Annotated in this window: 10 protein-coding genes, 1 tRNA gene and 3 pseudogenes; 5 read left to right on the top strand and 9 right to left on the bottom strand. The window is 63.3% G+C overall.

Going from position 1 to position 22,963, the window contains the following annotated elements:
• Nucleotides 1–292 precede the first annotated feature (292 nt).
• Nucleotides 293–781 (bottom strand): ATP-binding protein, encoded by a 489-nt coding sequence (locus tag ACFQ79_RS33955; RefSeq protein ID WP_383590579.1) that lies wholly within the window; start codon nucleotides 779–781, stop codon nucleotides 293–295.
• A gap of 1,188 nt (nucleotides 782–1,969) precedes the next feature.
• Here ACFQ79_RS33955 and ACFQ79_RS33950 point away from each other — a divergent pair.
• Nucleotides 1,970–3,259 carry a PhoH family protein gene (locus ACFQ79_RS33950; protein ID WP_383590586.1) on the top strand — a complete coding sequence of 430 codons (1,290 nt, stop codon included), beginning with the start codon at nucleotides 1,970–1,972 and terminating at the stop codon, nucleotides 3,257–3,259.
• Nucleotides 3,260–3,961: 702 nt separating this feature from the next.
• On the opposite strand, the pseudogene ACFQ79_RS33945 reads toward ACFQ79_RS33950, so the two are convergent.
• Nucleotides 3,962–4,741 (bottom strand): annotated as a pseudogene (locus tag ACFQ79_RS33945) (IS5 family transposase); the annotation flags it as partial.
• A 535-nt stretch (nucleotides 4,742–5,276) separates the two neighbouring features.
• On the opposite strand from ACFQ79_RS33945, the gene ACFQ79_RS33940 reads away from it, so the two are divergent.
• The 4 genes and pseudogenes from ACFQ79_RS33940 to ACFQ79_RS33925 all read left to right on the top strand — a co-directional run.
• Nucleotides 5,277–6,899 carry a GMC oxidoreductase gene (locus tag ACFQ79_RS33940; RefSeq protein WP_383590577.1) on the top strand — a complete coding sequence of 541 codons (1,623 nt, stop codon included), beginning with the start codon at nucleotides 5,277–5,279 and terminating at the stop codon, nucleotides 6,897–6,899.
• A gap of 915 nt (nucleotides 6,900–7,814) precedes the next feature.
• Entirely contained in the window at nucleotides 7,815–8,087 is a 273-nt protein-coding gene (locus ACFQ79_RS33935; protein ID WP_383590584.1) for a transposase domain-containing protein, read from the top strand.
• 4 nt (nucleotides 8,088–8,091) lie between these two features.
• A pseudogene (locus tag ACFQ79_RS33930) lies at nucleotides 8,092–8,148 on the top strand (hypothetical protein); the annotation flags it as partial.
• A 180-nt stretch (nucleotides 8,149–8,328) separates the two neighbouring features.
• Nucleotides 8,329–8,931: pseudogene (locus tag ACFQ79_RS33925) on the top strand (transposase); the annotation flags it as partial.
• A 571-nt stretch (nucleotides 8,932–9,502) separates the two neighbouring features.
• On the opposite strand, the gene ACFQ79_RS33920 reads toward ACFQ79_RS33925, so the two are convergent.
• From ACFQ79_RS33920 to ACFQ79_RS33890, 7 genes are all read right to left on the bottom strand, one after another.
• A complete protein-coding gene (locus ACFQ79_RS33920; protein ID WP_383590575.1) occupies nucleotides 9,503–11,245 on the bottom strand; it encodes a thiamine pyrophosphate-binding protein in 1,743 nt (580 codons plus the stop codon).
• Nucleotides 11,246–11,414: 169 nt separating this feature from the next.
• On the bottom strand, nucleotides 11,415–12,209 hold the full coding sequence (locus ACFQ79_RS33915; RefSeq protein WP_383590573.1) for a 3-oxoacyl-ACP synthase III family protein: 795 nt from the start codon (nucleotides 12,207–12,209) through the stop codon (nucleotides 11,415–11,417).
• A gap of 1,784 nt (nucleotides 12,210–13,993) precedes the next feature.
• Nucleotides 13,994–15,541 (bottom strand): GMC family oxidoreductase N-terminal domain-containing protein, encoded by a 1,548-nt coding sequence (locus tag ACFQ79_RS33910; RefSeq protein WP_383590583.1) that lies wholly within the window; start codon nucleotides 15,539–15,541, stop codon nucleotides 13,994–13,996.
• Nucleotides 15,542–15,840: 299 nt separating this feature from the next.
• Nucleotides 15,841–17,226, bottom strand: a complete 1,386-nt coding sequence (locus ACFQ79_RS33905; protein WP_383590571.1) for a hypothetical protein — start codon at nucleotides 17,224–17,226, stop codon at nucleotides 15,841–15,843.
• On the bottom strand, nucleotides 17,223–17,909 hold the full coding sequence (locus tag ACFQ79_RS33900; RefSeq protein ID WP_383590569.1) for a FadR/GntR family transcriptional regulator: 687 nt from the start codon (nucleotides 17,907–17,909) through the stop codon (nucleotides 17,223–17,225). The genes ACFQ79_RS33905 and ACFQ79_RS33900 overlap by 4 nt, the downstream gene beginning before the upstream one ends.
• Nucleotides 17,910–19,038: 1,129 nt before the next feature.
• A tRNA-Leu gene (locus ACFQ79_RS33895) sits at nucleotides 19,039–19,120 on the bottom strand.
• A 167-nt stretch (nucleotides 19,121–19,287) separates the two neighbouring features.
• Nucleotides 19,288–19,704, bottom strand: a complete 417-nt coding sequence (locus ACFQ79_RS33890; protein WP_383590581.1) for a hypothetical protein — start codon at nucleotides 19,702–19,704, stop codon at nucleotides 19,288–19,290.
• Nucleotides 19,705–22,963: the final 3,259 nt, after the last annotated feature.

Raw genomic sequence — 22,963 nt, 5'->3', positions numbered from 1 at the left:
TCCTCGCCCTCTGGACCCAGCGACCAGGTGTTGGTCTCCCACTCCACCCGCCGGTCACCCGGCTCCAATGCCAACGGCTCTTCGGCCACCTCGGCAATCCATGTCAACAGCACTGAAGCAGTATCCCCGCATGGAGAGGCCCAAGAACCACCATAAGAAACGACGTCTTAAGCGGTACGGCTTCCGTGACTCCTGAAAGAGTTGTCTCGGCGGATCGCAGACAGACGTCGCGGCGGTCCATCCCGCCGTGCTGCGGCGAGCAGAGGGCGAACGAAGGCAGACCGTGCCTCACTCAGACGGCGTTAATGCTTGCCCAGCGTGTGGTGCCGCCGGCTGGATGCACATGGACGCCGTGGCTCTCGGCAATGGCACTCACGATTGCCAGCCCACGGCCGTGCTCGTCCTCAGTGCACGCCGCAGTCTGAGTGCCACTGTGCGTTGCCGGTCCCCCATCGCTGACCCCCACCCACACCCGATTGCCCACGTGCTCGCGGTGAAGGTGAACGTTGATTGGCCGCAGAGCATGCTCGATTGCGTTAGTGACCAGCTCAGACACCACTAGCACCACTGCTTCGGCGTTGTCCTGGCTGATCTGCCATCTCCCGAGGACTCGGCGAGTTACACTCCGTGTAACCGCCACTGATTCGCGGCAGTGCCTGACAGCTACATGCACGGCACAGCTGTCCGGTTCATACAGGAGAGACGTTCTGCAGTCCGTGTCGTTGTCGGCGTCCGGGCCATCAGCTCTTTGGTGCCAGTCGGCACGAGCACTACCACGCATAGTCAGTACTACTTTCGAGGAACACGATTGCAACCGCGCAGGGAGGCTCCCATGCTGTCTCGCTGCTGCCGGGAGAGGCTGGGGCGCCGTGCCGGGATCCGCTTCCGCGGGTATCACCGATCAGCAGGCCGACGCCGTCATGGCGCCGGAGCCTGCTGGGCACATAGGGCAGGGGTTCGCGCTGTGTCCTATGGAGGGAGTACCGCAACTGCACAAGAACCGCTGCCAGTTCTGCGTTGAGACGTAGGAGGCGAAAATGGGCTGCCTCCACCGTCGGAGGCAGCCCAAGCGGTATGGCTCGCGGGGGGTAGTGCGAGCCGTGCCGTTCCCATGATTCGATCACGTGAGACCCCATGGCTGCGTAAGCGATCGCTACTCCATCGAGGGCATGAGGATCGGGCAGCCTGGCGCCCTGAACAAGGCATCAGCGGGGGCACCGATTCGCGCACGGAAGGCTGCTACGCCCGGTGACGGACTGACCTCGCCAAGTGGACGGCGTCGGCTTGTGGCTCGGGCGCGGCGCCAGCGCGGCCCGGAGGGAAAGCGAATATCTTGAGCGATGATCGACCGGTTTCCCTGGTCCTGCGCCTGACAGCCAGCGGTCCGCGCCCGACCGCTGGCTGTGTGCCGTCCATCTCCAGTGGTCATCTGCCCGGCAGCACAGGCAGGCCGGGAGCCGGCGCACGACGCAGGCCCCGGATCTTTCCTGGTGCGCCTGGTGGCACCCCCTGCTGGATTCCCCTTTGACGTTACGAAGCCCATGGCGGGTCCCTCGACTCAGTATCGGACCGCTGGCGGCCCGCTCGACGGGGCCCCGGGCGCTGCCGAGGGGGATAAGTACCCGGTACTCAGGCCTTCAGGGGGATGATGTAGTGGGCTAAAAGAGGTAATCCAGGCGGATTTGCCCGGATATCACACATGAGTGCAGCGCTTCAGGCCGCCGCACCCATGGACTACGCCGCCGGCGGCTCCGTCCCGGACCTGTGTCCAGGACCTGGCTTCGGCGTCAAGCAGCGCACACGCAGAGCACCGCCCCGGCGCTTCTGGGCGTCGAGACGGGGAAGCCGTCTCGACGTAATCCGTGCACTGCTCTCAGAACGCCGACAGGAGGACGCGGTGAGAGGAAGCGAGCGGCAGAAAGTCTCCGCACCCGGCCGCACGTGCCGGACCCAGAGGCAGGGCAAGCGTGTGTATGTTTTCGATACGAGTGTGCTGCTTTCTGATCCTATGGCCATGAAACGATTCGAAGATCATGAGATCGTGATTCCGATCATGGTGGTAAACGAGCTCGAGTCCAAGCGGAACCATCCGGAGCTTGGGTATTTTGCCCGGCAGGCTCTGCGCATTCTCGACGAATTCAGGCTCCAACGGGGGCGTCTGGACGAGCCGGTACCTGTGGGAGCCTCTGAGGGGACGATCCGCATCGAGCTGAACCACGCTGACATCTCGTGCCTCCCTCTCGGGTACCGACTCGACGGAAATGACGCCCGCATTCTCGCTGTTGCCCTTGGACTTCAGGCTGAGGGGCGCGACGTCACACTCGTCTCGAAAGACCTGCCGATGCGCATCAAGGCGGGTTCGATGGGGCTGGCTGCCGAGGAGTACCAAGCAGAGCCAGCGGTCTCCTCGGGCTGGACAGGCATGGTCGACCTGTCGATTGCGGCCCCTGATGTGGACACCCTGTTTGAGAAGGGAGTGGTGGAGGCATCCGAGGCTTTTGGTCTCCCTGCGCATACAGGTGTTGTCCTCATATCCCCCCGCGGCCGCGCACTGGGCAGAGTCACCCCAGATGGCCGTATAAGGATTGTGCGGGGTGAACGGGGGGCGTACGGGCTGCGCGGCCGCAGTGCTGAACAGAGAGTAGCGCTTGACTTGCTGCTCGAACAGGAGATCGGGATAGTGTCCCTAGGGGGCAGAGCTGGAACGGGAAAGTCTGCCTTGGCCCTGGCTGCGGGCCTGGAGAGCGTCGTGGAACGCCGACAGCACCGGAAGGTCATGGTGTTCCGGCCACTGTACGCGGTGGGCGGCCAAGAGTTGGGCTACCTGCCAGGCAGCGAAGTCGACAAGATGGGCCCATGGGCACAAGCGGTATTCGACACACTCACCGCACTAACCTCGCAGACTACGATCGAAGAGATCATGTCCCGGGGAATGCTTGAAATACTGCCGCTCACGCACATCAGAGGGCGATCCCTGCATGATGCATTCGTCATCGTCGACGAGGCGCAGTCACTTGAGCGCAACGTACTTCTCACGGTCCTTTCGAGAATCGGGAAGAACTCGCGGGTTGTCCTCACTCACGACATTGCGCAACGTGACAACCTGAGAGTAGGCCGTCACGATGGTGTCGTGGCTGTCATTGAGAGGCTTAGAGGGAATCCGCTCTTCGCTCATGTAACTCTGAAGCGCTCTGAGCGGTCTGAGATCGCGGCCCTCGTAACGCAACTGCTGGATCTCGATGGTGGCGACGCCTACTGAGGTTTCGCCTGATGCTGGCGCCGGCAGAGACTCGACTCATACGGCAGCCCCGGCTCCGAGACTGCGAACCCTGAGCCCGCGTCTGGCTGTAGGTGCGGGTGCGTGGACGCATCCTTGTAGAGGGGGCTTCCTCCTCAAAGCCTCTATGCCGCGCCCGCAAACGCGATGACTCGTTGATCTGTTCGTGTTCCGTAGTCATGAATAGACGGGCGAGTCGATAGGCGTTGACCGCGCCGGTGCTGGCGCCGGGCCAGCGGACGGGATCTTGTGGAGCTGCCCACCGGTGTCACCTGGCGCGAACTGCCTGAGCACGATGGGCCGCGGAAGACGGACTCGCTCGATCGGCTGTGTGGACTCGAGGACGGTCCGGGCGCATCAGCACGCGGCCAGGCCCGAGAGGGAGCTGGCATCGCTCAGGTGACCCGTGCCTCCGGCCGCAGCCAGGGAAGCTTGATGTGGCCGAGGACTTCGGTGCTGAACTGGGGACCCGAGCGGAACTGCTCCATAGCGGCCATGCGGTGTGCGGGGCGATGTTGCGGGCAGCAAGGGCTGCCGCAGCGGACCCGGATATGAGGACTGCCCAGGCGGCTGGACCGAGGGCCATAAGGACGATGACGGGCAGGGCCGGAGCCTGCTGCCTTTCGTTAAAGGTACCGAGGTCCTCGGTTCGCGCGAACGGTGGGCTTCGAACTCCCATCGCAATGACTTCAGGCTTCGCCAGCAGGCGAGTGCGCATCCGAGGGTAAGGAAGGCTTCGTGGATGTGGCCGCGGGATCACCCAGCGGTCCGAAGTCGGCGGAACCAGTGCAGATGGGCGAACGCACTTTCCATCGGCCAGCAGTGGGTGCAAAGTGCGGAGCCGTGTCCGGTGCTGCGGCTGGCGATCAGAGGTTTCACACCGAGGTCCCAGACCGGGCGGCGGTACTTGTCTTGGTCGTAGCCACGACAGCCCACTACCACATCCGGCGGCGCCGGGGCCGGCCGCGTTTGCCCCACACCTGCGGCACGGCCTGGAGAAGTGGGATCAGCCCGGGTGACATTGTTACGGTTCCCGCCGGTCAGGCTGGCGGCGAGCGGGATGCCGGTGGCGTCGGTGATCAGGTGATGGCTGCTGCCGGTCCTGCTCCGGTCGACGGGGCTTCGTCGGGTCTTGGATCCCCCTTCAACGCCCGGATACGGGAGCCGTCGACCGCCGCCAGGGAGAAGCCGAGGGCGTCCGCGCCGCGAAGCCCGGCGAGCAGGACCTCGTCCAGCCGGGGCCACACACCGGCCTCGGTCCACTCCGCCGCCAGCAGTTCATGCCGAGCCGAAGCCGAGTTCCTGCGGCAGGTGGTCCCAGGCGATCCCGGTATGCAGCACGAACAGGATCTCCTGGAACACCAGCCGGTCCGGATGCTGCTTGGGCCCTGCATGCCGGGCACGACGCTCCACCTTCGGCAGCAGTGGCTCGATCACCGCCCACAACTCGTCCTCGGCACCCACGGCTTCCGCCGAGCCACCCCACACCTCCAGATCATCGGCCCCGGAGTGATCCAACCACCTTGAAGACTATTTCGTTTGGAGTTCTTAGGCGGTCAGAACGGCAGCATCACCGAAGGGCCGCGAACCAGAGGTCCCGAAACAGCGACGGCCTGGCAGTCTCACAGCGCTCTGACGCGAAGGCTGCCCCTGGGCCGGCACCTGCTGTTGCCGCTGGGTTCCGGCTCGTCGCGAGAGTGGACGGGCGACGAGTGCAGTGAACGGTGAACAGCATCCTGCTGACCAGGAAGAGGAGCGTGAAGACCAGCGGCCGGTTTGCCGCCAAGGCGGTGGCGAGGAGGGAGCCGCAGGTCAAGCCGACATTGCATGCCGCCCGGACAGCAGTCAGCGTGAGGATCTGCTCACGGCTGCCCACTTCAGCAAGGTCGTAAAGGGTCGCGAACGCCTAGCGGAAGCCTGCCAGCTCACAGAGTACGTGATGGGTTTTCAGGTGTATGGGGACTGGCCGACAGGCCCACTTGGCATACATACTCCGCGCATGACACAGAATCTGACGAGGCGTCACCTTCTTGGTGTTGGAGCCCTGCAGGCCGCTTCCGCACTCGGCCTCACGAGCATAGGTCTGCCTGCGGCAGCAGCGAGGGAGCCTGAAGCAACGCAGTATGCGCCGGCGATCGTTGTCGGATCCGGCTACGGCGCTGCCGTTGCTGCGCTTCGCCTTGGTGAGGCTGGCATAGATACTCTGGTACTTGAAATGGGTAGGCTCTGGAACGCCCCAGGCTCCGACGGGAAGATCTTCTGCGCTACTAAGACTCCCGACTATCGTTCTATGTGGTTCCGTAGCCGCACGGAGGCCCCGCTCGCCACCTTCCTGTGGCTGAATGTAGTCAACAAGAACATCGCTCCATATCCAGGGGTACTGGACCGTGTGAAATTCAATGACATGTCGGTCTTCGTTGGTCGAGGTGTGGGGGGCGGATCACTCGTTAATGGTGGGATGGCAGTGACGCCACAGCGTGACTACTTGTGCCAGATCCTGCCTCAAGTTGATGCGCACCAGATGTATGCGACGTGGTTCCCTAAGGCTCGTCAGATGCTCGGTGTCAACGCCATGGACCCGTCATGGTTCGAATCCAGCAAGTGGTACCAGTTCTCGCGTACATCACGGGAACACGCCCATCGAACCGGCCTGAACACCGTCTTTGTGCCCAGCGTCTATAACTTCGAGTACATGCAGCGTGAGGCTGCTGGCCGCGCGGCAAAGTCAGCGCTGGCCGGAGAGGTCATTTACGGCAATAATCACGGCAAACGGAGCCTCGACAAGACCTATCTCGCTGCGGCGCTCGGGACTGGAAATGTAACCATCAGGACCATGAGCAAAGTCAGAGGGCTCCGGAGGGAGCCTGACGGCACCTATGTCCTTACCGTCGACCGGATCGACACACGCGGCCGAGTGGTGTCCACGGCCGAGGTGGGTTGTCAGCACCTCTTCCTCGGCGCCGGGAGCCTTGGTACTACGGAGCTTCTCCTGCGCGCCCGTGAGCGCGGCACACTACCAGGACTCAGTGCGCAGATCGGGCAGGGATGGGGAAGCAATGGAAACGTGATGACCGCACGCGCAAACCACATATGGGACACAGTTGGAAAGTATCAGTCGACAATGCCAGTCATGGCTATCAATGACTGGTCGAATCCCGCTCATCCAGTTTTCGCTGAGATCGCGCCCCTCCCCATGGGATTCGAGCACTGGATCAGTCTTTATCTCGCCATTACCAAGAATCCTGAAAGAGGCGCTTTCACCTACAACGCCGTGACTGACGCCGCCGAGCTTCATTGGACGCGGTCTCAGAACCAGCCGTCTGTGACCGCTGCGAAGTCCCTGTTCGACCGGGTCAACCGAGCTAACGCCACAATCTACCGTTATGACCTTTTTGGCGACAATAAGGCCTTCGCGGATGACTTCACCTATCACCCTCTTGGCGGCTGTGTCCTTGGCAAAGCCACCGACAACTACGGTCGCGTCAAGGGTGCATCACGTCTGTATGTGACGGACGGATCTCTTATTCCGGGATCTCTCGGTGTCAATCCGTTCGTCACGATCACTGCTCTGGCTGAACGCAACATGGCCCAGATCCTGGCACATGACGTGTCACCCTCGTGAGTGTCGTCCGTACATGAAGGGCGGGTCGGTCTGTGAGCCATGGGCTGGAGGAGTACGTCTGAGGCGGACAGCTCATGCATTCAGAGCTGACCGGGACGATGCGAGAGCGTGTTGGCCGGGTTCACTTCAAGGGCTCTCCTGCCGCCAGGCAGATGATTGCCTAGAGGGGGAGGAACGCCGGACGGTAGAGCCCGGGCCTCAGGCAAGTAGCGTCTACTCACGTGGTCTTGCATGTGAGGATGGTTAATTGTGAAGGCACCCGCAGGAGGAGCAGCCAGGGTGCGGAGGCTGCCGCTTGCATTTGGGTTGCGGCACCAGCAGCTGTGTCCGTGGGGGGTGCAGCTTGGCTGGTTACCGTCCTCCTTCCGCGCGGCGCGGAAGGAGGACGCCTCCATCATGCCAACGTCTCTGCCTTACGCGACGATTCACCTTGCTGCTGGAGGGCGCTGCCGGCCCCTGCTATCAGAGACCCTGACGGACAGGCAGCGTGAGCCTGGAGCGGCTCGGCATCGCTCCTCCGGCCCCGGAGCCGGAGGAGCCTGCGTCGTCTGGCGCCCGTGAGCGCCTTCGAGCGGGGCGTTGCGGCCCTGGCCCGCAGTACAAGGGGGCCCGCGAGGGCTCTGTGATGGTCTCGAAGGGCCTGCGTGGAGCGGCTGGAGGACGGCGTGAAGGTCAGGCTTGGGGGGCCTGAGCAACACCAAGACCAGGCGCGCGAAGTTGACCGTCGACGAGTACCAGGCGCTGGCGGAGTTCGGCCTTGAATGGGTCGTATGACGAGGGCGGCACCGTGCCTCTGGGGCCGCCCTCGCTGGTGAATCTCACTCATGTGTATGTGGACTGCGGTAGGTTCACGTCCTGGTCTACAAGTTCGGCCGTGATGAGCAGTGACTCCGGTGCTGCCGTGCGACGGTGCCGATGGTTCTTCAGGCGGCGGCGAAGGTGACCGCCCAGGGAGTGCGGGTCCCGCCCGAGCACCGGAACGTCGTCTACCTCATGGGATGGTGGCAGTCCACCAATAGGACTGTGCGGATCGCTCTGGGTGTGCTGACGCGGGTGTTTCCGCCTGGGTTGGTGGATGAGGTGGTGGTGGAGTGCGGGTGGGTCGAGCAGCGGTCGAGGCTGTTGCCGGCCCGGGTGGTGGTGTGTTTCGTGCTCGCGATGTGCCTGTTCGCCGGGGCAGGGTTATGAGGAGGTGGCCCGGCTTTTGCGGGTGCGGCGGTGGGACAAGCCGTGGCGGGTGCCGACGACGGCGGCGATCGGGCGGGCCCGCCTGCGGTTGGGGCCGGAGCCTTTGAAGGTGCTGTTCGGCCGGGTATGTCATCCGGTCGCGACGCCGGAGACGGTGGGTGCCTGGTATCGGCGGTGGCGTCTGGTCGCGGTGGACGGCACTGTTTTCGACGTCCCGGACACCGAAGCCAACGGCGCCTTTCCGTTCGGGTGGGTGACCGCGGACGCCGACTACGGCTACTCGAAAAGCTGGCGGACCGAGCTCGAGCAGGCTGATGTCTTCCATGCCATGGCCACCACCCGGCACGACACCCTCGTCACCCGCTGGGCCATCGACCATCCCGTCCACGACCTGTTCCACGGTCTGCCCCGGCAGAAGTGGAAACGCCGCTCCTGCGGGAACGGGGCCCATGGGCCACGGGTCTTCGGCTGGGCGAGGGTCGAGGTCAGGCCCTGGCATCGGGAAGACCGGCGGCACTGGGTGATCGCCCGCCGCAGCGTGAGCCGGCCCCAGGAGATCTCGTACTACATCGCCTGCTGCCCCGCCGGCACCACCCTCGACCAGCTGATCCACATCGCCGGCAGCCGATGGGCCGTCGAGGAGTGCTTCCAGACCGCGAAGCAGGAGTGCGGCCTGGACGACTACCAGGTCCGCCGCTACCCCGGCTGGCACCGCCACATAACCCTGGCCATGGCCGCCCACGCCTGCCTCACCGTCCTGCGAGCCCGCGAGCTCGATGCGGAGAAAGCAGAAACGGATCCTCCGGTCTCGTCCCTCTCAGCCTTCCCGAACTCAGACGCCTGATCCACCGCCTCACCCACCGCCAACCGGCACCCATCGACCACGTCCTGCACTGGTCCCACTGGCGACGCAGACGACAACACCAAGCCCGCCTCAGCCACTACAAACAACGCGGCCACACACCACCAGAAACTGCCCAACCGTCACAACAAGGACCGTTGCAGTACTAAGCCCGGAACCTGTGCGGATATCTCCCGGGCCTGTCACCAGGGCTTGGCGCACAGACCGGCGGACACGTGGTGACCCGCCGCACCGCAAGTCAAGAACAACGCCCCCGTCGGGTACGAGGAGAGATGCACTAGCGACAGCGCAAAGCGCACTCCTCCAGGCGCATCCGGGCCGAGCAGGGCATCGCTCACATCAAGGGCTGACGGTCCCTGCCCCGCCACTTCGGCCCGCCCCAGGCTTCGGCAATGCGCGGCAGGGTGCTCTCTTCCGCGCTGAAGAAGCAACCTGTCGACACATACTTTGTCCCGGACGGGCGGCTGCCTTCAGCGCGGTACTCGAGTTGACCGAGAGCTGGTACGACTGACGCCGGCTCTGCAGCGGCCTCGGCATGGGCAGGAGATGTGGGCTAGTTGTTGCGGAATCCGGCTACTGTCTTGGCACGTTCGGCCAGCGGTGGCGATACCTCGGGGTCTACGTGCACTTCGATGACGGCTGGTCCGTGGACGGAGATCGCTTGGTGAAGGGCATCAGTGAGTTCTCCTGGAGACCTTATCTCCCAGGCAGGAATACCCATGCCCCTGGCGATGGCGGAAATTCCCAGTTCCTTGTCATTGATGATGCACTGCATAGCGCGGCCACCGTTGACCATCCGGCTGCCGTGGTAAGAGATTCCGTGGCTCTGATTGTTTTCAACTATCCAGACAGCAGAGATATCGTGCTCCCGGGCAGTGAGCAGATCCATTCCGTTCATTGTGAAGCAGGCGTCACCGACGATCGCGATGACTGGCCTGTCGGGGCATCCGACAGCAGCACCTATAGGGGCCACAGTTCCGTGCCCCATGGAACCGAACCCCATGTTGATAATGAACCGCTGGTCGCCTCGGATTCGCAGGTGCTGAATATTGAAGAGCATATGCCCACCGATATCGGAGAACACGATAGAATTTGACGGAAGGGCGTCATTAAGCTCGTCTCTCCAGGAGACAGGGTTGATTCTTCCTGGTTCCGTCACGCTCCGGCCGGGTGCCGGTTCTTGAAGCTGAGGCGCGTGGCGGCTCGGTGGGGGAGTACTACGCCGGCTGGTTTTAGCGTTCCCATTCAAATACTTGATAAGCTCCGCTAGTGTCGCTTCGGCATCGCCCACCAACGCGATGTCGGCAGGATAGCTTCTACCGATGCGTGCCGGGTCAATATCGAGCTGAATTATATGGCGGTTACGCCCCAGACCGGGGTGCCAGTTGAACGTCGTGGTCTCGTTCATAGAGGCGCCGATAATGAATAGTACGTCGGGCGACTGATCGAGAAGTTCCCGCTGGGCTGCCGCACTGCCGGCCAGTCCGCAGACTCCGAGCGACAGAGGATGATCCTCCGGGAATATGCCCTTGCCGCGTGGCGTGGTCGCTGTCGGAGCGCCTAGTAATGCGGCTATGTCCTCCAGCAGCTGTCGAGCCCCGAATGACGAGGCCCCTGCACCTGCAAGCAGGACTGGGCGCTCTGCCCGGTCCAGCATTGCCGCAGCACGCTGTACTGCGGCTAGGTCCACGGGATGTGCGGGCTCTATGGGAAGGGGGCGTGGTAGGGCTGCCCCGGCCGGTTGCTGCCAGAAGTCGACAGGTACGTTGAGATGGACAGGACCAGGACGGCCGCTCAGGGCCAGAGTGATCGCCCGCCGGAAATGAAGGGCAAACTGTCCGGGCGAGGACACCATGGCCGAGTACTTGGTCACCGGAGCGAACATCCCGACTATGTCGATGTCCTCCCGGGCGGTCTCCTGGGCTGCTCCTTTCCCCAGCGTGTGGCTGGGAGCTTGTCCTGTGATGACAAGCATCGGCACACCATCCACGTGTGCAGCTGCCACGCCAGTCAGCAGGTTGGTTGCACCTGGACCGGACGTAGCGGCAGCCACGGCCATTGTTCCGGCTGCTCGAGCGAATCCGTCTGCCATGAACGCCGCTCCGCCCTCATGGCGGGCCACAATCAGTGAAAAGTCCTCATCTTGCTCTATACGGTCGAAAAACGGGTGGATCAGACCTCCGGGAATCCCGAAAATCGTGGTTATTCCTTGGGACTTGAGAAGCAGGGAAACCACGTCTACGAGGAGTTCCGGAGACCCCGACGTGCGGTCTTCTTCAGGGCGGAGAGAGCTCATGCTTCGACTCACTTACTGGCCAGGATTGCAAGCGGACTTTGGTTAAGGAGCGGGTGGATCTTGCCGTGATCCCGTCAACGGGATTCCTGAAAGTAGTTCGAGAATCCAGGGTGGACTTCGGACGATCTTCAATGGGAGGGCGGATCGGCAGGATTCAGGAGAAGGGGCTTTACATTCGCCAGAGAATTGCCATCATGTTGAAACCAGCCCCTGTGGCGCAGAGGAGAACGGTGTCCCCCTCGCGAATCCTGGGTTCCCTGTTCCGATAGTGATCCAGTACCACTGAAACGCTTGCAGCAGAGAGTGTGCCGTGCTCGTGGAACGTTGTGAGAATCTGATCCTGTTCAAACCCGAGAGAGTTCCCCCAGTGTCGGCAGATTCGATCACTTGCCTGATACGGGATGAACCATGATATTTCGCCGGCAGACGCCTCCTGTTCGTTCAGGAAGTCTCGCAGGAATCCGATGGGAGCCTCGTTCGCAAAATTCTCAAACCCTGGAACACCGTTTGCGTTGAAGTATTCAAGCTGTCCGCTGGACAGCGAGTGCCGGATATTAATCGCGTCGTAGTAGCGGGGTTCCCTCGCATGCTTCATCCCAAGTAAGGACCGACCTGGCCGGCCAGAAATCACGATTGCGCCTGCTCCGTCTCCCACAGGGCCAGTATCTACGCCCTTTTCGAATGCCCTTTGAGACCAGTTCGCCACGGCGACGATGAGTGCGGTATTGAAGGTGCCGCTTTCGATGAGACTCGCTGCGACCCCGATCATCGCCAGAGAGGTGGCGCTGAGCCCCATTTCAACCGCGATGCATGCTGCGTTGGAAGCCCCGAGTTCCATGGCGATCCGGGTACCGTCGTTGGGCGCCTCGGAATCTGCAACGAAGGACCAGTAGATAATGACATCGATCTGTTCGGGTCCGATGCCTGCGTCTAGAATCGCTTTTCTGGCAGCATGGGTGCCCATCCATACTGATGTCTCGTCCTGCGATGCGTAGTGCCGTCGATCCGACGTCTCGAATGCCCCTGAGAATGCGTCACGCAGGCGACTCGACAAGCCTGGCGCAGTACCTCCTGAAGATACTGTTCTTGGTATGTAGGATCCGGTCCCTGTGATGTGCGCGTGGAGCATTTCATTCCTATGCGGGCAGCGAGTGGCTAATAGAACGACCGGACTTGCCGGATCGAAAACTGAGGCGTATCGGCCAGGCGGGAGAAGCCAGGCAGCTGTTCCGTGCCGGCTTTGCGTAGCTTTACTGAATCATGGCAGATGTGCCGAACTGTTCGGATCACCCCTCCTGGGGGCCTGTGAGCAAGCATCCTGAAGGTCGACTCTTTATTGGCCAGCCGCATGCTGGCACCAGTAGTGATTGCTCAGTTCAGCCCGGCCTACCGCCCTGGACGTGAAGGATCGATGACTGGAACGAGCACAGTGGCCGTCATGCGGCCTGTGATGCCGGGGCAAGCCCCTGGAGAGAATGCCATGGACTCATCCGAGGCGAAGCCCGAGAGGCAACAGGCGGAGGGAATGTTTCTCTGTGCCGTCGAACGGCTGCGACTTCTGGCGAATGGAGGGCAAGAGGAATCTCACACGATGCCGAAGGAACAGCGATTACTCGGGAAGGTGATTGTGCCAACGAGCCTCGCGCTGCAGTAGGCGATGGCTGTCAGGACACGGATGGCTTGTCTGCCCCGAGTCCCAGGGCGGTCTCGTGAGCCAACGTAGTTGTGCGCCCAGGGGCTATGCCAGCCACCTCAAGCGCACGGGAAGAGCGGATGACGCGAAGCTCCGCGGCCGATACACATGGATCCTACGGCGTTGGCGATGCAGGGTTCAGGTGGCTGTTGACGGACGGTTGGGGCTGCATCGGGCGTGATGGAAGGTGCGCCAGAGTTTGAAGGCGGCCGCTCCGAGTCGGGCGGGATACCGGAGTCGGGCGTGCGTCCGGTTTAGCGGTCGCTGCCGCGCGGTGAGCTCCCTGGTGGGGTTGGGGGTGCAAGTCCACCAGGCGAGGGCGCCGCCGCCTCTGGCCAGGGCGGGGATGCCAGGGCAGACACTGGTCGTCACGATGCGGCGGCTACGGCCTCGGCCAGGCCGTGGGCGCGGCTGCGCAGTGGCTGAGAGACCCACGTCTTTCCTTGCATGGCAGTGAGGAAGGATTCGGGCCGTGGCGGCAACGCCCGCCGGAAAAGTCGGCGTAGTCGCCGCGCACGCCACCGCTCTGGGCGGGAATCCGTCCGCCGGCACACACTCCGCATCCGCCTCGCGCAGGATCGCTTCAGGCCTGGAATACGGCCAGCGGCCAGCGCAGGTCAATGCCGGCTCGAATGCAAGTGCAGGCAGCGCAGGCGCTGGTCTGGAACTCCGGCAGCGACCTGCGAGAAGATGTCGTACATGCGCAGGTGCACCAGAGGGCGACCAGGGTGCGTTGTGAGGCCGGAGCCTGCAGCGTTGCTCATCCTCCCCGGCGGCGATCAGTGAGCTTCTTCAGCTTGCCCACCGATCGGGTGACCCACCTGAAGTGTCTGTGCAGGTCAGACCCTCTTGAGCGCCTCCGGCCGAACCCGAGTTGAAGAAGCTCAGTGTGTGCACCAGGCAGGCTCCTCAGCGACGAGTTGAGGCGTCAGGCATCTCACGCAGCGGCCGAGGAGCCTCTTCCGTTCCGCCCCAGTCTCTGGCCAGCCAGGCGGTGGTTCGCTGAAAGAGCTGAGCTGGCGGCCCTGGCCCCCTTGGGCGAGGCAGGTTCTCCCCTATCCCTCGCTGCTCAGCCAGGTACTGGCGATAGCCAGCGACGCAGCCATGATGGACAGTTGCGGGTTGACCTCGGGGCAACTGGGCAAGACGGATCCGTCAGCGATCAGGACTCCGCGGATTCCCCGAAGCCGGCCCTGGGGGTCACAAGGTGTTTGCTGGGGATTGCCTCCTGCGGCGACGGTGCCGGTGGGGTGGAACGCGGAAAGGTGCAGTTGTCGGGGTACCGTGTTCGTGAGTAGATCCTCCAGCTCCTTTTCGGACCTGGCAGCCGGGGCTGCCGGAATGCCGGTGAGCACCTCGCTTGCGCCGGCTGCGAAGAGGACGGAGCCCGCTGCGCGGAGGGCAGAGATGAGGCGCCGACCGTCGCTTGGGTCCAATGCGTAATGAACGTGTGCGCCCTGCCGGCCCAGGACACGCCCGCTGGGACGGTCGGCGATCATGGCGCCGAGCGTCGCAAGGTGGTCCGACTCGAGCAGCTCGCGCCGCAGGTCTCTGCCTGTCCCGGGCAGCACGAAGCTCCCCATGCCAGGAGGCGCCGAGGTCGCCTCCAACAGAATCCCCTGAGCATGCCACTCCTCGATGCCTGCGCTTTGCATCACTCCTTTCCACGGCCGGACAGGTTCGTCGAACCGCCCCGCCACGCTGACAGCGGGATGGACACTGAGATTGCGGCCGATCCGGGGATGGCTGCCCAGGCCGGACCGGCGCAGAAGGGGCGGGGTCTCCAGAGAGCCGGCCGCGACGACGACCAGCGGGGCAAGGATTTCCAGCTCGCTACCATCCGCACGCTTCACACGCACTCCTGCGGCCCGAGGACCGCCAGGACGGTCGCGGTCGACGAGCACACGCAGAACGCGGGCGCGAGTGACGATCCGAGCTCCGGCCGCGCATGCATGCGGAAGAATTGACACCTGCATGCTCTGCTTGGCACCAGTGGGGCAGCCCACCACGCATTGGCACGACCCAGCACAACCTACGGCGTTACGCCGTAGAGGCTCTGCCTGCCAGCCCAGTTTCCTGGCGCCGGAAAGCGCCAGTTCTCCATTGCGGCCAAGTACGTCCATCGACGCCGAACGCACATTCAGATCCCGCTCCACCTCATCGAGGTGCGAAGCCAACTGGTCGGCCAGACTGAAGCCAAAGGTGGCATTCCAGCGGCGCACCACCCGGTCGGGCGTGCGATAGCACGTACCGGAATTGACCACGGTCGTCCCTCCGACAGCACGTCCGGAGGGCAGCAGCAGAGGCGGGTTGCCGTACGCGAAGGTCGCTCCGCCATCCCGGTAGAGCCTGACAAACCGATCCAGGGGAGTGCCGCGAGCGAAGGACGCAGTTGTGTGATGCTCTCCCTCCTCGATCACAGTCACACGCATGCCTGCTTGTGCCAGGGCACGTGCGGCCATGGCGCCGCCTGCACCCGACCCGACCACGACGGCATCCGCGGTGCTACGGGAAGGCCAGTCCTCAGCCTGCACACAGTCGAGGGGAGGATCCGGACGCGGCACGACAGGAGAAACTAGATTCCCACCGTTCAACGCGAGCATGCGCTCGGTGCCAGCTGCGAGTAGCACCGGCATTTTCACGGCGTCCAGTACAGCAGCCGTAAAGGAGCTGCCAGCAAGAGGCCTGAGTAGAACGTCGAGCTGCGCCGCTGGCAGGTTCGCAGTGCGTCGCCCAGTGCGGGCAAGAACGCAGGCGTCGATGACAGCCGCTGTGCCGCGTAGTGCCAGCCGCTGGGCGACCGGCATGGAAGCGACTACCGACTCAAGGCGGTGAGGTACCGCAGCCATCCAGGGGAGGTCGGGATCCTTCCCGAGTACGGCGAGGGCAAGCGAGTTCAGGCTCATCGCAGGCCGACTTCCGCGTGAGCGGTGCCGGACAGAGTCCACTCCGCCTCGGTACGCCAGACGCCCTTCCACCGCTCGAGAACAATCCGGGCGTCAGCACGCTCGCTGTTGTTGCACACCGCGACTCCTCCGTCAGGGTCCTCGTATTTGAGGCTCAAGGTCTGCTCAGCTGGCTGGTTCACCTGAACCCGGATCCGGCGAAGCCCAGCCTGCCCAGTAACCGTCCACTCGGGAAGCCCCAGAACGGCGCGGAAACGGAGCCATCCGGCCCAGCCGATCGCCGAGCGCTCCGCCCGCCGCGGCCAGGTTGTTCCGTTCCTGCGCAGTCGCAGGAAGACCAGAGGCGGGAGCCGGCGAAGACCCCGGCGCATGGAGACGGCGGCCACGACCTCCAGCACGTCTCCGTCTCCGAGGTCGGCATGCAGCCATGACCACTGGCGGGCATTGCCATGGCCGTAGATACGCGCCGACGCTCCCGGCGCAGAGGCCAGCGAGAGTGAGTTGTCGCCGACGCGAAAAGTACCGGCGAACAAAGAGCGTTCGGACGGAAGCATCTGGGCGGCGGGAAGCAAGGAACGTCGCCATGCCCAAGAGGGGAAGGTGAACAGAGGCGTAGAACCCGCCTTTTCAGTGAGCTCCCACGAGAACTGGCCGGCAGCGCCGACCAGTCGGCCGGGTACGGCCCGGACATCATCGGCGATGAAACCCTCGGTTGGCCTGTGCCACGGCACGGGACCAAAGCGGGCATGCTGCACGGGCTGATCATCACGGAAGGCGGCAACCCAGCCGTGAGCGAACGGGGCGCTCCCGTCGGCTGGAGCGACAAGCTCGTGGTGCAGCCAAATACCCGTTCCGGTCTCGGGGTCGGTGAGCGTGGTGTACCAGACCTCTGTACGGCCGGCCTCTCCCTTCCATCGCGGTACCCAGTGCTGCGATGAGCCCGCCTGGTACCGCAGGAGACGGAAGCTCGCTATGAAGGGCACGAGGCCTGAGGCCAAAGGAAAACGCAGTGTTCCTGTGCCCGCCCATACGCCCCCACGCTCGCGGAGGGTGAAGGGCAGCACGGTCAGTGAGGTCACCGGCCGCAGGGCGGACACCGACTTCCATCCGTCAAGAGCCAGGCACCGCCCTGCGACATCGAACATCAGACGGTACCGGATGCGCCGTCGGGTTATAGGAGAGATCTCCATCTCTCCTATAACCGTCGTGTTGTCAGCCAGGCCCGCGAGACGCACCCTCCCCTTGACTCTCGCCATCACGGTGCGCCAGGGAATGAGTGGGCCGTCGGCCTCCACCTCCAGGTCGAAGCGTATTTGCCTCTCAGTCCCGTTGAGGAGAACAGTGCCAATCATGGCTTCACGGAAGCGGGTTACGGTTCTCATCGCAGGCACTCCCGCATGATCTGCTCGGTGGTTGTCAGGTAGAGCTCTGCCGCAGCTCTGGCCTTTTGCGGATTGCCCGCCGCGATGGCTTCGACGACACCAGCTAGTCGCGCGTGGGCAACCTGTGCGTCGGTGAAAGGTTGTGCCAGTGTGGCTCGCAAGGGGAGGTATGCCTCGAAAAGGGTGTTTGTCAGCAGCAGATAGACGCGATTCCCCGTCGCACGTGCCAGGGCCCGATGCACCTCAACGTCGGCGAGTTGGACCTCGCTGGTACTCCCGGCATCTGCAACCATCTGCAGGAGTCTGCGCACCTCCGCCACATGTTGGGACGTGGCACGTACAGCCGCGCGTTCAGCGATCAGAGCACCAATGGTGCGGCGGACCTCGAACACGTCACCAATCCACTCACCACCGTGCCGTACCAGCACCGGAAGCAGATCCGTCCCGCCAAGCCGCATGTAGTCGCGCACCCGAGTGCCGACTCCGTGGCGCGTCTCCAGAAGCCCTGCCTGGACCAGACGGCCAAAGGCATGCTTGAGGGTTGTTCTGGTCACCCCGTACCTGTGAGCCAGCTCCCGCTCGGGAGGCAGCAGACTCCCAACGGGGTGGCAGCCCTCCATGATGTCGTCCCTGAGGCGATCTTCGAGTTCATCGACGACTGTTCGCCGAGGCAGAGCCTCCACTGGTCCTCCTACTCCTACTGACTGAGTGGCTGAGCCAATGAACCAGTTGAGTCATGGGAGGTCAAGAGATCTAGCGCCAAGCGGAGCGTTTCAGAATGAGACGACTCACCAGTCTCATGTTGACCCTGGTCAGTGTGGTGGTCCGGACGGGCACATCCTGTCCCGAACGACTCACGGCAACCCCTATTGCGCCAAATGCCGTTGCTCCTGGGCGTCACCGCTGCCCTCCGGGCTACCTCGTGTTCATTCCGCGCCGTGCCTTGCCGGTGATTTGTCCGTGCCCCGGACTAGCGTCACCTGGCGCGACGCCACTGGCGCATCACGTATCAGATACTTCCCAAGGGGGATCACGTGGGCCCCCGTCGGCCGGCCGCGCCATCCCTGGCCCCAGGCGGCTATGCAGACCAAGGCTGAGAATTCGATAGAATCGTCGCTGGTGTGGCGATGCCCTTTAAGCTTGAATTTAAAGGTTTGCCCCCGACTCAAAGAGCCGGGGGCAAACCTTTAAATTCAAGCTAAGCCGATATTCGCCTGGCTCGGCGACGCCGCTCGTTCGATGCCCAGTAGTCCTTGGCCGGCCGTACTGAGGAGCCGCTAAAGGCGGCGGTGGAGCATGGCTACCTGTGATGGGCGCGTTGGTCCCAGGCGGCAGATGAGAACGATGAGGCCAGCGCGGCGGATCAAGGGCAGGGGTGAGACCCGGGTGCGAGGTGGGTCTCACCCCTGCTGACCCGCCTAGCCAACCTACTTGGCGGGCCACCGGCCCCCTGATCTAGCCAGGAGGGCCGGGGTCTGAAGCGGCCGTAAGCGGAAACCTCGGACCGGCAGGTGCGACGGCGGTCTCCGGTGGGGTGCTGAGCCCGCTGCGCCTGCCACGTCGCTCAGCTGTGTGCGGACCATCACGGAGAGGATCCAGACGGGTGCATCGGCCAGGAGTGCGACCGCTGTTCATCCGGGACCTGTCAGAGCCGCAGCTGCCTCATGGCTGAGCTTCTTCAGCTTGCCCACCGATTCCCAATGGTGTTGTCAAGCAGCGGTGGTGACCCACCTGAAGTGTCTGTTCAGGTCAGACACTCTTGAGCGCCTCCGGCCGAACCTGAGTTGAAGAAGCTCACTGACAGCTCCCATGTGAGCAAGATGGGATTCGAACCCACACGTCCAGAGGACTGCGGATTTTAAGTCCGCCGCGTCTGCCTTTCCGCCACTTGCCCCTATTTGTCATTCAAAGTAGCCAACCCGCGAGAGATGGATCATGAGCATCCACTGCTCATTCCGGGCCCAACGGCCCAATCCGTCTGCCTCCCCGGGGAATCCCAGAGTGAATGTGGCACCAGACCAAGCCGCTGCCGCGCTACGGCAACAGACGGGACCCCCTCGGTCAGCGCGATGATCCAGCCCGTGAAGACTTTGCGTGCCGATTGGGTACTCCACTAGGGGAGTGACCATTGCTGTCCGAAAAGCCCATAACGTCGACGGCCGTGGGTGATGCTGTGTAATAGGCGCGGACTATGCCAGCCCGGGCAAGCTCTACCTGGCACCGCGCGCAAGGGCGAGCAATGACCGACGTGCCATCTGCAGCCACGCGGGCGACATAGATGATCGCTCCGGCCGCACGATGAACCCGCCTCAGAACCGCCTCCTCGGCATGGAATGTGGCATGCCGAAAATCGATCATGGGATCGTTGCGGCGACGATTCGGCGACGCCGCTATCACACGGCGCCCCACGACGAGCACTGCACCAACTCTGTGTCGGCATTCCGAGCGCAGAGCCTGGCGGATTGCTAGATCGATCATGGACATGGCGCGGAAGGCACCTGCTCTACAGCGTCGCGGATACGTCATCTCCTACAGTTGCCCCCTCATGTATCAGATCCCTGAGCAGTCCCTACTCACGCTGGCATGTGCGGAAGGCTGACGAGGCGCCTTCCCGGGTATACCGAGAGTGTCCTGAGCTGGAGGTTCGTTGGCAGCAGTGGAGGAACTGTCGAGTACCTCGGCGGTTATCCTTCCCAGACGAAGGGCATGGGGTCGATTCAATCGTCGAGCCAGGTTCGGATGCCGTATCCGAGGGCTAGGAATGGCCACGTGCATGCTGCTTCTGGGCGATCTGGGGAAAACTGGCTGCTCGGCTAGGTATAGCCAACATGCGATGGCTGGCGCGAAGTGCAAGGTGGAACCCCTGGTCCAGCGGATGCCGCTATGTGAAGCCAGCCTGGTACGGATTGAGTTGTCCAGGACAAGACGGGCATCCATTCCCGTCCGGGATCCGCTTGCTCTGCTGCGGGGCAGCGTCAGCGGAGGGAACCGGTCGCCTTCCCGGTCACCGTTTCGAGAGCGACGAAGAGGGCGGTGCTGTTCCAGCCCGATATGGCGCTGCTCCGCCCTCAATGAGCTTCTTCAGCTTGCCCACCGATCGGGTGACCCACCTGAAGTGTCTGTGCAGGTCAGACCCTCTTGAGCGCCTCCGGCCGAACCCGAGTTGAAGAAGCTCAATGTCGAGGGGCGCCTGTGCGGCGGGCTTGGGCGGGCCCAGTTGACGTTGAGGCTTCGGCGAACTGTGCGTTCAGGCGAGTGTTACAGGGGCCGAGAGCGATGCATGAAGGATGCCTGGTACAGGCTCAGTGGCCTGGCCGGCTCTGTGTCTCCTTGGCCAGGGCGGAGATTTACCAGCGCTCGGCCGGAGCCAGAAAGGGAAGACCCGGCTTGGCGAGACAATCGGCTGGCAGGGGGCGGACCTGACCAGCAAGGTTCCGCATGGTGGAGGGAAACGCCCCATCGGGTTCATGGACTCTGCGCCAGGGCCTATCGGCAACGGTGTTCACCTTCCCGGACAGCAGGCCGGTCACCATCCAGGTAGGCGGCAGTGAAGGTTCCCAAAGAGCTGCTGCTGACGGCGAACATGTTGGCCAGCATGACGATCGGCTGGAGCCCAGGGCATTCAGCGCCTGCAGCCGGACAAGCAGTCTCCCCAGACGCTTGGACATGATGCACCGTTAGAGAGATGCCCTTGTAGATGCAACTGATCTGCAGGGCAATCGGAGATCCGCCGTGCTGGACGGCGTGTCTGACAAGGTCGCAGCTCAAAGACGATGCGCCATCCGCCAAATGCACATCGACCCCCCACCGGCGCAGGTGCGCGCGGGCGAGGCTGTGGGCCGTTGGAGCTGTGTCAGTCGACCGATGAAAGCGCCACAGGACGCTTCGGCTGGCCGCCGCCTGGTCAGATTGACTGCGGGATCCGCCAGTCCAGCGCTGCCCGAGGCTGGTGCCAGCAGTGCGCAGTAGCACCTCGGTGCGCGGTGAGGTCGTTTCCGCGCCACACTGCTCCAGCGAGGCCCCAACGCCCGAACCCGCTGAACGACGTTCCGTTGAAAAGGTCATCCTTGGCGCCTTGGCCTCAGGGGAACATGGTGTAGCTGATGTTCCGGGACACTGACTGATCTAAAGCACCAGCCAATTGACCGTCCAGGAATCAGCGAGAGCGGCAGTGCACCGGGCCCCACGCGGAGAAGCCCTGCCTAGAGACAGACGGCACCGGCCGTCTGGGGCGCACCGGCACTGCGGCTGAAGCGCCTGGAGGCAGGCACGCTGCCTCAGTCCTCTGGATTGGGGCGCTTCTCTGGCTGAACGGAACGGACAAGCCGCGTCGTTGCTTTGTCAGACGTATTCGCGGACGAGACGAGAAAGTTGAACAATGCATTGATTGTGCGCTGTTGAAAGCGGCACGGGCAAGCGGCTGTCCTGTCGATGCTGCATGGGGCGGTCATCTCTACCTCCAAGGCCAGAGCAGGTGAGTCGTGCCACGGCACACGTTTTGTCTGTCTGGTTCGAATGTGATCTAGGGCCGCCGAGGGTGCTTGAGCAAACGATACTCACAGCACGCAGTGACGCACTGGAACTCTGTGTATCGCTCAGGGAGCTCAGGGACCCCAGGGCGTATCCCCTGCAGGTTCAGCCAGCGCTGCGCGCAGGCGGTCACGTGTAAGCCTGAGGCACCGGGAAGAGCCGCTCTCGGCTCCAGCGGAGACGGCCGTGTTGAGTGCTGATTACTCATGGATGCTCTGAAGAGATGGCGCAGTGTGTCTGCAGGGGCCCGGATGACCGGACAGGGTCCGGGCCCCGCCAACCGGGAGCCCGTGACTGATCGGCTCCATCTGCCCAACGAGCGAGCCTCCGCCGTGTGGCCCTGCCCGTCCTGGCGGCCCGAGCCGCTCAGTATCCCGGTGATAGCAGGCGACTCTCTTGGCCGGGCTGGCCTCCGGCATGACATTCGATCCGAGGAGCAGGCGGAAGCCGCCCTGGCGGGACCGGCTCGGAGGAGGCAGCACCCTGCTCGGGCGCTCCATCTCCATTGGCGCCAGGACTAGCCAAGGTAAATCGCCAGGACCTCGGGGCAGACTACGGACGTGGTTCCCATGCGTAACTCGATGCAACTCAGCACCCCCGCAGGCACGGTGGTCGGAGATGCGGTGCTGAAGGCGCTCTCAGCAGCCCTGTATTGCACCTCACTGCAGCCCGGGGACTTGCCGGAGGATGACAGTATTCGCAGAGAAGTCCTGCACATCCTCGGCACTGACATCTCCGGTCAGTGTCATGCTCGTGTCGCCAAGGCCGCAGCGGATAACCCGCAACGCCATGCTTCTCGTCTGGCCTGGTGCCGCCAGATGATTTTGCTTGTCTTCTTTGGAGGCTCACACCGAACTAGACCGTAGCGGCTCCGCTCGGACGTGCAGGGTGCATGGCGCTTGTCGGAGTGGTCACTGCATGCCAGGAGGGGGCTGAGCGACGCATGGAGTAAATACCCGCCATTCTGGGTCCGGGACCCAGAATGGCGAGTCATGGGCATGCTGTATGGGACTCCACCGGCGCCCCTATGGAGTGTTTTGCCCCTTTGTTTCGGCCTCGATTGCCGGGGTGCATGATGTATGTGCCACATCAACCCTGGGCGGATTCAGCAGTGAGCTTCTTCGAGTTGGCCACTGATCGGGTGACAGGCAAGTGCTCGTAACAGGCAAGGCTCCCGGACAGTTGAGCGAGAGATCTCACGTCTCAA

The sequence above is a fragment of the Streptomyces sp. NPDC056480 genome (genome assembly GCF_042795405.1).
Lineage (GTDB): Bacteria > Actinomycetota > Actinomycetes > Streptomycetales > Streptomycetaceae > Streptomyces.
This window is presented reverse-complemented; position numbering and strand designations above follow the sequence as displayed.

Bases quoted from the DNA above. Each gene is read 5' to 3' on its own strand.
- ACFQ79_RS33955 (WP_383590579.1), bottom strand. From the start codon at position 781: ATGCGTGGTAGTGCTCGTGCCGACTGGCACCAAAGAGCTGATGGCCCG.
- ACFQ79_RS33940 (WP_383590577.1), top strand. From the start codon at position 5,277: ATGACACAGAATCTGACGAGGCGTCACCTTCTTGGTGTTGGAGCCCTG.
- ACFQ79_RS33935 (WP_383590584.1), top strand. From the start codon at position 7,815: ATGGTTCTTCAGGCGGCGGCGAAGGTGACCGCCCAGGGAGTGCGGGTC.
- ACFQ79_RS33920 (WP_383590575.1), bottom strand. From the start codon at position 11,245: ATGAGCTCTCTCCGCCCTGAAGAAGACCGCACGTCGGGGTCTCCGGAA.
- ACFQ79_RS33915 (WP_383590573.1), bottom strand. From the start codon at position 12,209: ATGGGCACCCATGCTGCCAGAAAAGCGATTCTAGACGCAGGCATCGGA.
- ACFQ79_RS33910 (WP_383590583.1), bottom strand. From the start codon at position 15,541: ATGCTCGCGTTGAACGGTGGGAATCTAGTTTCTCCTGTCGTGCCGCGT.
- ACFQ79_RS33905 (WP_383590571.1), bottom strand. From the start codon at position 17,226: ATGAGAACCGTAACCCGCTTCCGTGAAGCCATGATTGGCACTGTTCTC.
- ACFQ79_RS33890 (WP_383590581.1), bottom strand. From the start codon at position 19,704: ATGATCGATCTAGCAATCCGCCAGGCTCTGCGCTCGGAATGCCGACAC.